Raw genomic sequence first — 14371 nt, 5'->3', positions numbered from 1 at the left:
GTATCTGCCTGAGTGCACTCATCAAAGCAATGCTAAGAAAACAGAGAACATGGCCGTCAATCATTCGGAAGTCAAAACAGCTGCGGTTAAATCCTCTCATCGTCCGCTCATCCTCACTGCCTGCATGTTATCGATGTTTATGGCTGCAGTAGAAGTCACTATTGTCGCGACGGCCATGCCAACTATCATTGGCGATCTGGGGGGATTCTCGCTGCTCGGCTGGGTGTTTGCGGTCTATCTGCTGACACAGGCCATCACCGTGCCGGTTTACGGGCGTCTGGCAGATTTATACGGCTGTCGCAAAATGTTCTTTATCGGCACCACGCTGTTTTTGCTCGGTTCCGTTTTATGCGGGTTTGCGCCTTCGCTTGGCTGGATGATTGGTTTTCGTGCTTTACAGGGGCTGGGGGCCGGAGCGATCACGCCGGTTGCCACTACATTGATTGCCAATGTGTATGGTCCGCAGGAAAGGGCAAAAGCACAGGGATATTTGTCCAGCGTCTGGGGCGTCTCGGCGATTGTCGGCCCGCTGATGGGGGCATTCATCGTTTCTCATTTTCCGTGGGCAGTGGTGTTTTGGGTGAATGTGCCCATCGGTCTGGTGGCGATGATGATTCTGGTGAAATACCTGCCGCCGGACGGTCAGCGTAAACCGCACACGTTAGATCTTGCCGGTACCGGCTATCTGACACTGTCTGTCGCAGCCTTACTGCTGGCGCTGTTGCAGGCAGAGGAACTGGGATATCTGGCGCTGGCGCTGGTGGCCTTGTCAGTTTGCAGCGCCTGGTTGCTGGTCCGTCAGGAGCGTAAAACACCGGAGCCCCTGTTCCCGCTGGCACTGTGGCAAAATAAAGTCATTATTGCCGGAAACGTCGGCGGGGTGATCATTGGTGCCACCATGATGGGTATCAGCGCATTTCTACCCACCTATGTGCAGGGCGTGCTTGGCGGTACACCGTTACAGGCCGGCACCACGCTGGCTCTGATGTCGATTGGCTGGCCGCTGGCGAGCATGTTCAGCAGTCGTCTGATGCAGGCAACCTCATATCGCATGACGGCGGTCACAGGCGGATTATTGCTGGCAGGCGGCAGTCTTGCGCTGTTAGTGCTCTCCCCATCGTCCGGTTTGTGGATGGCGCGTCTTGCCGCTTTTTCGATTGGCGCTGGCATGGGGCTGTGCAACACCACGTTTATTGTGTCAGTGCAAAACAGCGTGGAACCTGCCATACGGGGTATTGCTACCGCCTCGACACTTTTTACCCGCATGCTCGGTTCAGCCATGGGTACCGCATTGCTCGGTGCGACACTCAATCTCAATCTTCAGTATCGTCTGCCACAGGTGAGTGATCCCGTACAGCAACTGATGGATAAAGCGACGCGCGGTACGCTCGAAAGCAGTCAGCTGAATATGCTTACGGACAGCGTGGCGGCGTCGCTGCACTGGGTCTTTGTCGTGTCTGCGGTGATTTCGGTGCTGGCAGTTGCAGCCGGTTTACTGATCCCTTCAGGCGACCGCCCGCACTCCGAACCGCAGCGGGAAAACTAACTTGCGGTTCGTTGTTGTAGCCTGACTGCAATTAACATCAGCGTCAGGCTCAGAAACGCTGCCACTGACGCCATGGCCATACCATCACCGACAGAACCCTGTTCAAACTGGCGCCAGACATACACCGACACGGTTTGCACGCCCGCCGGTGACAGCAGCAGAGAGGTTACCAGCTCGCGCGACGCGACGGCGAACACCATCATCATTGAGGCAAGTAAACTCGGAAACACCAGCGGCAGCAGGATCAGGCGTAATGTTTGCGCCGCTGTGGCGCCATGCACGCGCGCGGCGGCATCAAGATTTCCGCCTATCTGCTTTAATGCGGCGCTGACATAACGTACCGGATAAGGCAACAACAGGCAGCAGTACGCCAGCAGCAAAATCCCCCAGGTGTTATACGGTGTCACCGGCCAGAAGCGCTGGTTCCAGGCCAGAATCAGACCCACACCGACCACAATCCCCGGTAGTGCCGCTGGCAGCAGCGATAAACCATCAATCAATGCGGCACCGCGAATTTTGCGTGCCACCACCAGCCACGATGCCATCAATCCGGTTGCCCCTGCGATAAGTGCAGTGCCCAGCGCCAGACCGAGGCTGGTTGAAAGTGCGGCAGGGGCATCGCCATGTGCAGCAAACACATTGCCAAAGTGTCCTAAGGTCAGATTCTGCCACGAGAGCCCGCCGGACAACGTACGGGAAAACGCGGTGATCAGCATGGAGACAATCGGCAGCGCGACGGCGATCAGTGCCACCGCCATAAACAAAATCAGCACCGGGATAGTCCAGCCAGCCAGCGATTTCTGTGTGACGTCAGCCGGTTTGCCGGTCAGGCTTTCAACATTTTTACCCGCCAGTACCGCACGCTGAACGCTGTATGCGCAAAGCGCAATCGCCACCAGCATCAGCGAAAGCACCGCCGCACCGGGCAAATCGACCGGCCAGTCGGCGAGGCGTTGTTCGATACCTGTGGTGAGCATCAGAATACCGCTGCGCGAACCCAGTGCGCCGGGCACGCCGTATTCTTCAATCGACAGCGTAAACGCCAGCAATAAACTGGATGCCATCGCCGGTAACGCCATCGGCAGTGTGATGCGTATAAATGCCCGCCACGGACCTGCGCCGTGAATGCGCGCGACATCTGCCAGACGGCTGCCGCTGGCCGCCATGCTGCGTGAGACCGCAAAATACACCACCGGGAAAATATTCAGTGTCATCACCACCACCATGCCCGGCAGCGAAAACAAAAAATCATTCAGATGTAGCCATGGCAGCAGTTGCTGGACATAACCGTTAGTCTGTAACGCCAGCATCCAGGACAGCGCGGCAATATAGGGCGGCAACAGGAAGGGCACCAGAAACAGAATGTCCCACAGCGCGGCGGCGGGCAGCGCAAACAGGCCGCGTAAGGCACCCAATGGAATGCCAATCAGACCGCTGCATATCGCCACGCCCAGTCCGACCTTTAACGTGGTGGCGAACAATTTACGTAACTGAGGCTCTTCGAACACAGGGGGAAAGGCGCTGAACGGCGCGGAAAAGCTGCCTGTATCCAGATGCGGGAAGACAGCCTGCAAGGCGACAAACGTGACCGGCACTGCAACCAGCAACAGCAGTGCAATGCCCGTCACGCCCGGTAAAAAAGCGTTTCTGCTCATTAATGAAATCTCAAAAGCGGGCTGTAATGGTTAACAGCCCGTGAAAGGATTACTGCGGGCTGAACAGCTTCGCAAAACGGTCGAGAACGTCTTTACGTGACGCAGAAGCCTGAGAAACTTCCGGAAGCAATTTCAGTGACTTAAACAACGGACGTCTGGCGTCGATATCGGTACGGGCCGGCATCAGCCAGGCATCAGCCACCATTTTCTGGCCTTCAGGCGACAGTGCGTAATCGATAAAGGCTTTCGCTTCTTTTGGCTGCTGGCTGGATTTGAGGATCATCATCGGGCGCGGCGCGATGACCGTTCCGCTGTCCGGGAAAATCACTTTTACGGATTCGCCGTCCTGCACGCTGGCGTAAGATACATAATCAACCGCACCAAAGACGGCGGCTTTTGCACCCTGTAAGACCGGCGTCAGCGCCTGTGCGTTGGGTCCCGCTATGATCATGCCGTTGGCTTTCAGATCCTCAAACAGTTTCCAGGCCTGCTGTGCGTGGGCATTTTGTAACCCGATCAGCAAATCCAGAGACGCACCGGAAAGTGACGGATCCGGCGTAGTGACTTTGTCTTTGAATTCCGGTTTGGCTAAATCGCCCCAGTCTTTAGGCTCGGTAGTACCACTTTTGGTATTCCATACGATACCCAGGGCGGAAATTCCCTGTGCGACGTAATACGGTGTTTTAAACTGCGCCGGAACCTTTTCTGCGTTCGGGCTTTGGTATCCGAGCAACAAGCCGCGCTGTTCGAGATCGGTGGCGGTATCCCAGGATGCTGAGATAAGGATGTCGGCGCGCGGGTTTGCCTGTTCTGCTTCCAGACGCGCCATCACTTTGCCGGTCGTTGCCTGGAACACATCCACTTTTATGCCGGTTTGCTTTTCATATCCGGCTGCCAGTTTTTTTGCCAGAGAACCCGGCCCGGCGGTGTAGAGCGTCAGCGCCTGTGCACTGCCTGCTGCCATTGCGAGAGAAAGAGTCATTGCTGTCATTACGCCTGTTTGGATACGGGAAAACGTTTTGGAGGTTTTATTGTGTGTGCGGTTCATCATTTTCATTCCATCAAAGGTTAAGCAACAAAAGGTGAAACAACGGAAGGGTCAATCGGGTCAACGCTGGCGATTGCGCCTTTGTCCATGCGCGCAATGCAGTGTGCGAGTGCACGAGCTTCGTGCTGATCGTGGGTGACATACACCGCCGTGGTGCCGAGTTGGCGCAACAGGGTTGCCATTTCCTCGCACAGGCTTTCCCGCAGATCGCGGTCAAGATTCGACAGCGGCTCGTCGAACAGTAAAATTCGCGGCTCGGCAACGATGGCCCTCGCCAGTGCCACGCGCTGTTGCTGGCCACCGGAAAGCTCAGAAGGGCGTCTTGAAGCGAAACCCGCCAACCCGACGCGTTCCAGCGCTGCCATCACTTTCTCCTGCTGCGCTGCACCCCGGATATTGCGCATCTGCAACGGGAATGCGACGTTCTGCTGTACGGTCATATGCGGCCACAATGCATAATCCTGAAACGCCATGCCGAGATGGCGTTTTTCCGGTGGCACATTGATTTTTCCGCTGGCGACAATTTCGCCATCGAAACTGATCTGCCCCGACGCCGGATGCAGCAATCCTGCCAGCATTTTCAGCAGCGTACTTTTACCGCAACCGGAAGGGCCGAGCAGGGCGAGGATAGTGCCTTCGGGCACCGATAAATTGACGCGATTGAGTACCGGGTGACTCCCAAAGAAATGGGAGACCTCATGGATGGCGATAGCGGGAGGAGAAGACATGCGCGCAGGCGCATTCCCGCTGATGGTAGCTGGAATGATCATGGTGGGGAACTATCCTCTTTGGGACTTAATTGTGCTGGTGAGCGTAAAGGGGGAATGTGACGGACGGATGACAACACCTTGGGGTGCCACCCAAACTGGCCTTAAGGTCAAAACCGTGGGCGTCGGCCCACACCGACCAGAGACCCGGTAACGCGCGGGCCTCTGGACTCCGCGCTTTTTCACTGCGCGCTGTCGCGGATATGACGGACATGTTCTGATGCATTGGTGAGTGGCGCAAAATGTCATCGCTTCGCGATTCCCGAATTTCAGGTTTACTCGGCCTACGGCCTCGCCCTTCGGGCCGTCACTTCGTGACGTTGTCTCGCTCCGCTCGGCTCGAGCCATAGGTCTCGAACCGTTCATTCGGTGCCATTTTTGATCACGCCAATACACTTTTCTGAAAATATAAATTCATTCTGTTTTTGAATTTAAGATCGTGCGGGCGGTTCAGAAAGCTTGCTAAATGAGAGGTTGCAGACCTGAGGCTGCAACCCCGAAATGAAGGTACCGCGTAGCGGCAAGATTTCCAGCCTGTCGCCGCGGCAACTGAAACATAGCCAGCGAGCGAAGCGCGTGTTGAAAAAGCGTGGGGAAATCCAAAAGGGGAAAAGCACTTTCCCCTTTTGGGCGGTTTCGGCGCAGCGCGTTAAGTGATCACCGCACGTAAGAAACCGAAATTTACGCTAACTCGCTTTAGCAGTGTAAGCCGCCATTGCAGCGGCCTTCTGCAAATAAATCAGCGGCTGCAAAGCTTGTAATACACCTCATTCCACCGGATCTGATTTTTGAAGTCCGGCAGCGTCGTCTCGTTATCAATCACCAGCAGTTCAATCCCGGAAAGCTCTGCATATAACCGCAGCGCGTCGATATCCAGTGCCTGTGAGAACACGGTATGGTGTGCGCCGCCGCCGAGGATCCAGGCTTCTGCTGCTGTCGCCAGTGATGGCTGGGCTTTCCAGATAGCGCGGGCAACCGGCAGTTTTGGCAGCGGATGCGGTTGTTCGATGGTATCCACCAGGTTGACCAGAAGACGGAAGCGGTCGCCCATATCGATGACGCTGGCATTGACTGCCGGACCCGCTGGCGTGGAGAAAATCAGACGTGCCGGATCCGCTTTACCACCTATGCCGAGATATTGCGCGTCAAGCAGCGGTTTCTCTTCTTTGGCAATCGACGGACACACTTCCAGCATGTGCGAGCCCACCACCAGATCACTGCCTGGCTTGAAGTGGTAGGTGTAATCCTCCATGAAAGACGTGCCGCCTTTCAGACCGCTGGCCATCACTTTCATGATGCGCAGCAGGGCAGATGTTTTCCAGTCACCCTCGCCACCAAAGCCGTAGCCTTTCTGCATCAGACGCTGAACGGCCAGCCCCGGCAGTTGTTTCATACCGTGCAGGTCTTCAAAGTTGGTCGTGAAGGCGCCGAATTTACCCTGCTCGAGGAAGCGGGTCATGCCGAGTTCAATTTTGGCGGCATCCAGCAGATTTTCACGACGTTCGCCGTTGAGTTTTACCGCATCCGTCAGACGATAGGTGGCTTCGTATTCTTCTACCAGCGTATCGACGTCGCCTTTGCTGACTTCGTTGATTACGCTGACCAGGTCACCAATACCGTAGGCGCTGATGCTGTAACCGAACTGGATTTGCGCAGCCACTTTATCGCCTTCGGTGACCGCAACTTCACGCATGTTATCGCCAAAACGTGCCACTTTCAGATGCTGACTTTCGTTTTTCGCGGCAGCAACCCGCATCCACTGAGCGATACGGCGATGAGATTCACCGTCCTGCCAGTGACCGGCCACTACGGTATGTTGCTGGCGCATACGGGCACCGATGAAGCCGAATTCACGGCCACCGTGCGCAGTCTGGTTCAGGTTCATGAAATCCATGTCCATGGTTTCCCAGGGGATTTCGGCGTTGAACTGGGTATGGAACTGCATCAGCGGCTTATGCAGAATGCTCAGCCCGGCGATCCACATTTTGGCCGGTGAGAACGTATGCAGCCAGGTGATGATGCCCACACAGGCATTGTCATAGTTAGCTTCACGGCATAACGCGGTGATTTCGTCCGGCGTGGTCACCAGCGGTTTGAGCACCAGTTTGATCGGCAACCCGGCTTCGCTGTTCAGGCTACTGACCACCTTCTCGGCGTTCTCTTTTACCTGACGTAATGCCTGGGGACCATACAGATGCTGACTGCCAATGGCGAACCACACTTCGAGATGTTTAAACGCGTCCATTTATGACTCCTGAATATCGGATAGGTAAAATACGAATTAATGTGCCGGTTTTGCTGCAAACAGTGGTTCTGTCGTGGCACACCATTGCTGATAACGTGTGTACAGACGCTGATATTGCTCAACGCGCTGCGGATCCGGCAGCAGTGTGCGTTCAATGCTACAGGCCATTTTTTCCTGAGCGGCAGGGACATCGTTGAATTCCCCGGCGGCGACAGCGGCAAAAATCGCGGCACCCAGCGCGCAGCACTGATCCGAGGCGACAATTTGCAGCGGACGGTTCATGGCATCAGCACAAACCTGCATGATGACCGGCGATTTACGTGCGATGCCGCCGAGGGTCAGCACGTTTTCCACCGGAATATCCTGCTGTTCGAAACATTCCATGATGGCGCGTGCGCCAAAAGCGGTCGCCGCAATAAAACCGCCGAACAGTTCCGGCGCCTCTGTGCCCAGATTGATATCGGTAATGACACCTTTCAGACGCTGGTTGGCAAACGGTGTGCGGCGGCCGTTAAACCAGTCGAGCACCAGCGGCAGGTGATCCAGTTTCGGATTTGCCGCCCAGGCAGCAGTGAGATCGGTCAGCAGATTTTTTTGCAGGCTGGTCAGTTGCGGTGCCATTTCAGGATGCGCTTTGGCTGCCTGAATCAGCGGCCAGCTCAGCAGGCGACTAAACCAGGCATACATGTCGCCGAAAGCGGATTGTCCGGCTTCCATTCCGATCATGTCCGGTACCACGCTGCCTTCGACCTGCCCGCAGATGCCGGCAATAGCACGGTCATTGACGCGTTCTTTATCGGCAATGAGAATGTCGCAGGTGGAAGTGCCGATCACTTTGACCAGCGTATAAGGTTGTGCACCCGCGCCGACGGCGCCCATATGGCAGTCGAATGCACCGCCCGACAGCACCACGCTGGCCGGTAAGCCAAGACGTTCGGCCCATTCAGGCGTGAGTGTGCCAACAGCCTGTTCGGCGGTAACGGTGTCGGTAAACAGCGGATACGGCAGATGTTCAACCAGCAACGGATCAAGTGCGGCAAAGAAATCTTTGGGTGGCAGGCCGCCCCATGACGGATGCCAGAGCATTTTATGTCCGGCGCTGCAACGCCCGCGCACCACTTTATCCGGCGCGGTGGTGCCGGAAAGCAGGGCGGGCACCCAGTCGCACAATTCGACCCACGAGGCAGCGGCTTGTTTAACCGCCGCATCTTCACGCGATACATGCAGGATTTTTGCCCAGAACCATTCTGAGGAATAAACGCCACCGATATAACGGGAATAGTCAGGGAAATTGCCGCTGCGACAAAGACGGTTGATCTCTTCGGCTTCTTCTATGGCTGTGTGATCTTTCCAGAGCACGAACATGGCGTTGGGGTTTTCGGCGAATTCCGGTTTCAGCGCCAGAATGTTGCCTTCTTTATCGACAGGGGCGGGGGTTGAACCGGTGGAATCAACACCGATACCCACCACGCGCGCAGCACGTTCGCTGCCCAGACGTTGCACCACATTTTTAATCGCCTGTTCCATTGCCTCTATGTAGTCGAGCGGGTGGTGGCGGAACTGATTTTTTGCCGCATCACAATAGCGACCTTCATTCCAGCGCGGATAATAAACCACATCGGTTTCCATCTCGGCACCGGTCTGGCAATCCACTGCCAGGGCACGGACGGAATCGCTGCCAAAATCAAGACCAAGAGCAATCGCACCTTGCGTCATTCTTTCTCACTCCTTCAGGTTTGCCGTAGTCATTACGGCGGCGAATCGAATTGCTCTAACAGTAGGAGGATGCAAAAAAGTGAGTGAGGAGGCGTTAGCTGGAAGTATGCACAAATCTGCTCCCAATGATGTTTCTGTGAGGTTGGTCAAATGTTAGCGTTTGGCTAAAATCGCTATATCTATGCACAAACCTGCTGTTTTCCCGCCGTGTGATAGCGCTCTACATTCCGTTGCAAAATTACCGCTAAAACTTAACCCGTCTTACAAGAGAGTGTGACGTAAATCCTCTATAAAACCGGACTTCGCCGCACTTTCACTTTGTCTCTTTACGCTACTGATAACGTTTTCACGATTGCGGTAAACCACCCGATGTAAGACTGCGATTGTGAAAAACAACAATAAAAGTCGGAGAACATCATGCATAAATTCACTAAGGCATTAGCGGCGGTCGGGTTAGCTGCCCTTATGTCACATTCAGCTATGGCAGCCGAGAATCCGAAGCTGGGATTCCTGGTTAAACAGCCGGAAGAGCCGTGGTTCCAGACTGAATGGCGGTTCGCAGATAAAGCCGGTAAGGATCTCCACTTCGACGTCATTAAAATCGCCGTGCCGGATGGTGAAAAAACGTTGAATGCGATTGACAGCCTGGCGGCCAACGGGGCGAAAGGTTTTGTCATCTGTACGCCGGATCCGCGTCTCGGACCTGCCATCATGGCGAAAGCGCGCAGCTATGACATGAAAGTCATCCAGGTGGATGACCAGTTTGTGAATGCCAAAGGCAAGCCAATGGAAGAAGTGCCGTTAGTTATGATGGCCGCGACCAAAATCGGTGAACGTCAGGGGCAGGAACTGTACAAAGAAATGCAAAAACGTGGCTGGAAAGTGGCTGATACCGGGGTGATGGCCATTACGGCAGATGAACTCGATACGGCGCGCCGCCGCACCTCCGGTTCGATGGATGCGTTGAAAGCAGCCGGATTCCCGGAAAAACAAATCTATAAAGTCCCGACCAAATCTAACGACATACCGGGCGCACTGGATGCCGGTAACTCCCTGCTGGTGCAACATCCTGAAGTGAAAAACTGGCTGATCATCGGCATGAACGACAACACGGTATTGGGTGGCGTTCGTGCAACCGAAGGTCAGGGCTTTAAAGCCGCTAACGTCATCGGCATCGGCATCAACGGCGTGGATGCGGTGAATGAGTTGTCAAAAAGTGCCCAAACCGGTTTCTACGGTTCCCTGTTACCTAGCCCGGATATCCATGGTTACAAAAGTATCCAGATGCTGAATGAATGGGTCACCAAAGGCGTTGAACCACCGAAATTTACTGAAGTGACGGATGTTGTCCTCATCACCCGCGATAACTTCAAAGAAGAGTTGAAGAAGAAAGGTCTTATGTGATCTTCAGATGTGGTTGAAACAAGCAATACCCCTAAATAATTCGAGTTGCAGGAAGGCGGCAAGTGAGCGAGTCCCGATGAGCTTACATAAGTAAGTGATTCGGGTGAGTAAGCGTAGCCAACGCATCTGCGACTTGAAGTATGAAGGGGAGAGACGCTGCTGCAGAGTGGACGACAGGGAGACGTTGAACTGTTTTCTGCTGTGCAGCGGCGTGCATCCATACTTAATCAACTTCCAGGTAGCCACTATGACTCAGCAATCTTTCGATAATAAGACGCCTTTGCTGACACCGTCCCTGACGGAGTTTGATGCGGCCAGGCCGTATCTGGAATTCCATGACATTGGCAAAACTTTTCCTGGCGTGAAAGCGCTGGACGGGATTTCTTTCAATTGTTATGCCGGGCAGATCCATGCGCTGATGGGCGAAAACGGCGCGGGTAAATCTACGCTGTTGAAAATCCTCAGCGGGAACTATCAGCCTTCCCAGGGCAATATTCACATCAAAGGCCAGCCGGTCGCATTCAGCCATACCACGGATGCGCTCGATGCCGGTGTGGCGATTATTTATCAGGAATTACATCTGGTGCCGGAAATGACGGTGGCAGAGAACATTTATCTCGGCCAGTTACCGAGCAAACATGGTTTCGTGAACCGAAAATTGCTGCGTTACGAAGCCAAAATTCAGCTTGAACATCTCGGACTGGATATCGACCCCGATACGCCGCTGAAATATCTTTCCATCGGCCAGTGGCAGATGGTTGAAATTGCTAAAGCGCTGGCACGTAATGCCAAAATTATTGCGTTCGATGAGCCGACCAGTTCACTTTCCGCCCGTGAAATTGAACAGTTATTCCGTGTTATCCGTGAGTTACGTGCTGAAGGGCGCGTGATTTTATATGTCTCGCACCGCATGGAAGAAATTTTTGCATTAAGTGACGCTGTCACTGTTTTCAAAGACGGGCGTTATGTCCGCACTTTCGACGATATGACGCAGGTGGATAACAGCAAACTGGTGCAGGCGATGGTTGGCCGTAATCTCGATGACATTTACGGTTACGCACCGCGTCCGCATGGTGAAATCCGCCTTGAACTGGAAGAGGTGAAAGCACCGGGCGTGAGAACACCGGTCAGCCTCACTGTACGCCAGGGTGAAATCGTCGGCCTGTTCGGGCTGGTGGGCGCAGGGCGCAGTGAGCTGATGAAAGGCTTATTCGGTGGCACGCGGATTACCGGTGGCACCGTCCGTCTCGACGGCGTAGCGCTGAATATCCGCAAACCGGCGGATGCTATCCGCCAGGGCATCATGCTATGTCCGGAAGACCGCAAGGCTGACGGCATCATTCCTGTGCACTCGGTGCGTGACAACATCAACATCAGCGCCCGTCGCAAAACAGTCAAAGCAGGGTGTCTGATCAACAACGCCTGGGAAGCGAAGAATGCGCGTAAACATATTGATGCGCTGAATATCAAAACCCCCAGCGATCAGCAACTGATCATGAATCTTTCGGGGGGTAATCAGCAAAAGGCCATTCTGGGTCGCTGGTTATCGGAAGAAATGAAAGTCATTTTGCTGGATGAACCGACGCGCGGTATTGACGTTGGTGCTAAGCATGAAATCTACAATGTGATTTATTCACTGGCAAAACAAGGCATTGCGGTGCTGTTTGCGTCCAGTGATTTACCGGAAGTGCTGGGTCTGGCCGACAGGATTGTGGTGATGCGCGAAGGTGCAATCTCCGGCGAACTGTTGCATGACGACGCCACCGAAGAAAAAGCGCTGGGGCTCGCCATGTTGCGGACACCCGTTCTTGATTCTGCCCATGACGCTGCCTGACTGAGGAGCAAAATATTATGTCGAGTATGACGACCAATTCAGCTAAACCGGATCAACCTTCAGCCGCCTCACGCGGCGGCCAGGGGCTGATGCGTATCTGGGACAGTTATGGCATGTTAGTGGTGTTCGCCGTGCTGTTTATTGCCTGTACCATTTTCGTGCCCAACTTCAGTTCTTTCATCAACATGAAAGGGTTAGGGCTGGCGATTTCAATGTCCGGGATGGTGGCTTGCGGGATGCTGTTCTGCCTGGCTTCCGGTGACTTCGATTTGTCAGTTGCGTCGGTGATTGCCTGTGCGGGCGTCACGACCGCCGTGGTAATCAATATGACCGAAAGCTTGTGGATCGGTGTCGCTGCCGGTTTACTGCTCGGTATGCTGACCGGTTTGCTCAACGGTTTTGTTATCGCCCGCCTGAAAATCAATGCGCTGATCACCACGCTTGCCACCATGCAGATCGTGCGCGGTCTGGCGTACATCATTTCCGATGGTAAAGCGGTGGGTATCGAAGACGAACGTTTCTTCACTCTGGGTTACGCCAACTGGCTGGGGTTGCCTGCGCCCATCTGGCTGACGGTCGGTTGTCTGATCATCTTTGGTCTGTTGCTGAACAAAACCACTTTCGGGCGTAACACGCTGGCGATTGGCGGTAATGAAGATGCGGCGCGTCTGGCCGGTGTGCCGGTGGTGCGTACAAAAATCATCATCTTCGTGCTCTCCGGGCTGGTGTCAGCGGCGGCGGGCATCATTCTGGCGTCACGCATGACCAGCGGCCAGCCCATGACCTCACTGGGCTTCGAATTGATCGTTATTTCTGCCTGCGTGCTGGGGGGCGTTTCCCTGAAAGGCGGCATCGGCAAAATTTCCTATGTTGTTTCCGGGATCCTTATTCTGGGTACCGTGGAAAATGCGATGAACCTGCTGAATATTTCTCCGTTCTCGCAGTATGTGGTTCGTGGTTTGATCCTGCTGGCGGCGGTGATCTTTGACCGCTACAAACAGAAAGCGAAAAAGACCGTTTAATCGGATTTTGTGATAACGCTTTCATCCTGTCATCGTCCGGCATTTAGCGCCATCACGGGTTAAATGCCGGGAAAACGCGTGTTTGTTCACAATATAGTAACCTTTACTGGCAGCGTTTTCACTGCCGGTTAGAATAGATGAAAAGTCCATAGCCATGTGAAGTTTCAGGAGGTTCGATGTATCACCGTATGATTCAGGATCAGCAGCAAAATCCGCTGTTACCGGGTTACAGTTTCAATGCCTATCTGGTCGCCGGTATGACACCAATCCTTGCTGACGGGCCACTGGATTTTGCCATTGACCGTCCCGGCGGCATGAAGGGCTATATCCTTAACCTGACGGTGAAGGGGCAGGGGAAAGTCTTCGACGGCGAAGATACCTTCTACTGCAACCCCGGCGATCTGCTGCTATTCCCGCCGAAAGCCCGTCATCTTTACAGCCGGTCTGCTAACGCTGATTCCTGGTATCACCGCTGGGTTTATTTCCGCCCGCGCGCCTACTGGGCTGACTGGCTCGAATGGCACACCAAAACCCGCGATGTCGGGCGTCTTTCTTTACCGAATAACACTTTGTTGCTGGAATTTGACCGTTTGTTTGCCAACATCGAACAAACGCAGAAATCGGGGCGACGTTTTTGTGAAGAGCTGGGGATGAATCTTCTGGAACGTTTGTTGCTGCGCGCCATGGAAGAAGATCCGCAGAGCCCGCAAAAAATTATGGATCCGCGTGTTATCGAAGCCTGTCAGTTTATTACCGGCAATCTGGCGGGTGAATTGCGGATTGATGAAGTTGCCCGACACGTTTGCCTCTCACCCTCACGGCTGGCGCATTTATTCCGTGAGCAGGTCGGGATCAATATCCTGCGCTGGCGCGAAGATCAGCGGGTAATCCGCGCCAAATTATTATTGCAGACCACACAGGAATCCATCGCGACGATTGGCCGCGTGGTGGGATACGATGATCAGTTGTATTTCTCACGGGTATTCCGGAAACGTGTCGGGGTGAGCCCGAGTGATTTCCGCCGCCGGAGTGTCGAGATCAACTATCCGGCCAAGCCGTATAAATCCCATCCGTGGCCGGAGCAGGAAAACGCGGTGGCGTATCATTTTTGATTTGTTCTCCCCCTTCGCAGGG

General features: G+C 54.4%; 10 protein-coding genes and 1 other RNA gene. 5 read left to right on the top strand and 6 right to left on the bottom strand.

The features are described 5' to 3' along the window. The first annotated feature begins 49 nt into the window (after nucleotides 1-49). Entirely contained in the window at nucleotides 50-1546 is a 1497-nt protein-coding gene (locus EVX52_RS05095) for an MDR family MFS transporter (protein WP_129951223.1), read from the top strand. On the opposite strand, the gene EVX52_RS05090 is transcribed toward EVX52_RS05095, so the two are convergent. From EVX52_RS05090 to EVX52_RS05065, 6 genes are all read right to left on the bottom strand, one after another. Further along, entirely contained in the window at nucleotides 1543-3201 is a 1659-nt protein-coding gene (locus EVX52_RS05090; protein WP_129990754.1) for an iron ABC transporter permease, read from the bottom strand. The genes EVX52_RS05095 and EVX52_RS05090 overlap by 4 nt on opposite strands. Nucleotides 3202-3250: 49 nt before the next feature. Next, the gene (locus EVX52_RS05085) at nucleotides 3251-4192 is read right to left on the bottom strand and encodes an ABC transporter substrate-binding protein (RefSeq protein ID WP_205952629.1); all 942 of its coding nucleotides are present in this window, start codon (nucleotides 4190-4192) and stop codon (nucleotides 3251-3253) included. A 77-nt stretch (nucleotides 4193-4269) separates the two neighbouring features. Further along, on the bottom strand, nucleotides 4270-5019 hold the full coding sequence (locus EVX52_RS05080) for an ABC transporter ATP-binding protein (RefSeq protein WP_129990752.1): 750 nt from the start codon (nucleotides 5017-5019) through the stop codon (nucleotides 4270-4272). Nucleotides 5020-5292: 273 nt separating this feature from the next. Beyond that, nucleotides 5293-5374: non-coding RNA, RtT sRNA (locus tag EVX52_RS05075), on the bottom strand. Nucleotides 5375-5755: 381 nt separating this feature from the next. Beyond that, complete coding sequence (araA, locus tag EVX52_RS05070) at nucleotides 5756-7261, bottom strand: L-arabinose isomerase (RefSeq protein WP_129951227.1); 1506 nt, start codon at nucleotides 7259-7261, stop codon at nucleotides 5756-5758. Nucleotides 7262-7297: 36 nt separating this feature from the next. After that, the gene (locus tag EVX52_RS05065) at nucleotides 7298-8977 is read right to left on the bottom strand and encodes a ribulokinase (RefSeq protein ID WP_129951228.1); all 1680 of its coding nucleotides are present in this window, start codon (nucleotides 8975-8977) and stop codon (nucleotides 7298-7300) included. Between the two features lie 417 nt (nucleotides 8978-9394). Here EVX52_RS05065 and EVX52_RS05060 point away from each other — a divergent pair, with 417 nt between their 5' ends. The 4 genes from EVX52_RS05060 to araC all read left to right on the top strand — a co-directional run bounded on the left by EVX52_RS05060 (nucleotide 9395) and on the right by araC (nucleotide 14349). After that, nucleotides 9395-10381, top strand: coding sequence for an arabinose ABC transporter substrate-binding protein (locus tag EVX52_RS05060; protein WP_015697441.1), 987 nt, complete (start codon nucleotides 9395-9397; stop codon nucleotides 10379-10381). Nucleotides 10382-10628: 247 nt separating this feature from the next. Beyond that, nucleotides 10629-12215, top strand: coding sequence for an L-arabinose ABC transporter ATP-binding protein AraG (gene araG, locus EVX52_RS05055; protein WP_129951229.1), 1587 nt, complete (start codon nucleotides 10629-10631; stop codon nucleotides 12213-12215). 17 nt (nucleotides 12216-12232) lie between these two features. Next, nucleotides 12233-13237, top strand: coding sequence for an L-arabinose ABC transporter permease AraH (araH, locus tag EVX52_RS05050; protein WP_013575455.1), 1005 nt, complete (start codon nucleotides 12233-12235; stop codon nucleotides 13235-13237). Nucleotides 13238-13413: 176 nt separating this feature from the next. Further along, nucleotides 13414-14349, top strand: coding sequence for an arabinose operon transcriptional regulator AraC (gene araC, locus EVX52_RS05045; RefSeq protein ID WP_095922099.1), 936 nt, complete (start codon nucleotides 13414-13416; stop codon nucleotides 14347-14349). Nucleotides 14350-14371: the final 22 nt, after the last annotated feature.

The sequence above is a fragment of the Rahnella sp. CFA14(1/10) genome, assembly GCF_004195095.1.
GTDB lineage: Bacteria > Pseudomonadota > Gammaproteobacteria > Enterobacterales > Enterobacteriaceae > Rahnella > Rahnella perminowiae.
Note: the sequence above shows the minus strand (reverse complement) of the source record. Positions and strands in the feature narration are given on the sequence as shown.

Coding starts and splice junctions, on each gene's coding strand:
- EVX52_RS05095 (WP_129951223.1), top strand. CDS start 50: ATGGCCGTCAATCATTCGGAAGTCAAAACAGCTGCGGTTAAATCCTCT.
- EVX52_RS05090 (WP_129990754.1), bottom strand. CDS start 3,201: ATGAGCAGAAACGCTTTTTTACCGGGCGTGACGGGCATTGCACTGCTG.
- EVX52_RS05085 (WP_205952629.1), bottom strand. CDS start 4,192: ATGACAGCAATGACTCTTTCTCTCGCAATGGCAGCAGGCAGTGCACAG.
- EVX52_RS05080 (WP_129990752.1), bottom strand. CDS start 5,019: ATGATCATTCCAGCTACCATCAGCGGGAATGCGCCTGCGCGCATGTCT.
- araA (WP_129951227.1), bottom strand. CDS start 7,261: ATGGACGCGTTTAAACATCTCGAAGTGTGGTTCGCCATTGGCAGTCAG.
- EVX52_RS05065 (WP_129951228.1), bottom strand. CDS start 8,977: ATGACGCAAGGTGCGATTGCTCTTGGTCTTGATTTTGGCAGCGATTCC.
- EVX52_RS05060 (WP_015697441.1), top strand. CDS start 9,395: ATGCATAAATTCACTAAGGCATTAGCGGCGGTCGGGTTAGCTGCCCTT.
- araG (WP_129951229.1), top strand. CDS start 10,629: ATGACTCAGCAATCTTTCGATAATAAGACGCCTTTGCTGACACCGTCC.
- araH (WP_013575455.1), top strand. CDS start 12,233: ATGTCGAGTATGACGACCAATTCAGCTAAACCGGATCAACCTTCAGCC.
- araC (WP_095922099.1), top strand. CDS start 13,414: ATGTATCACCGTATGATTCAGGATCAGCAGCAAAATCCGCTGTTACCG.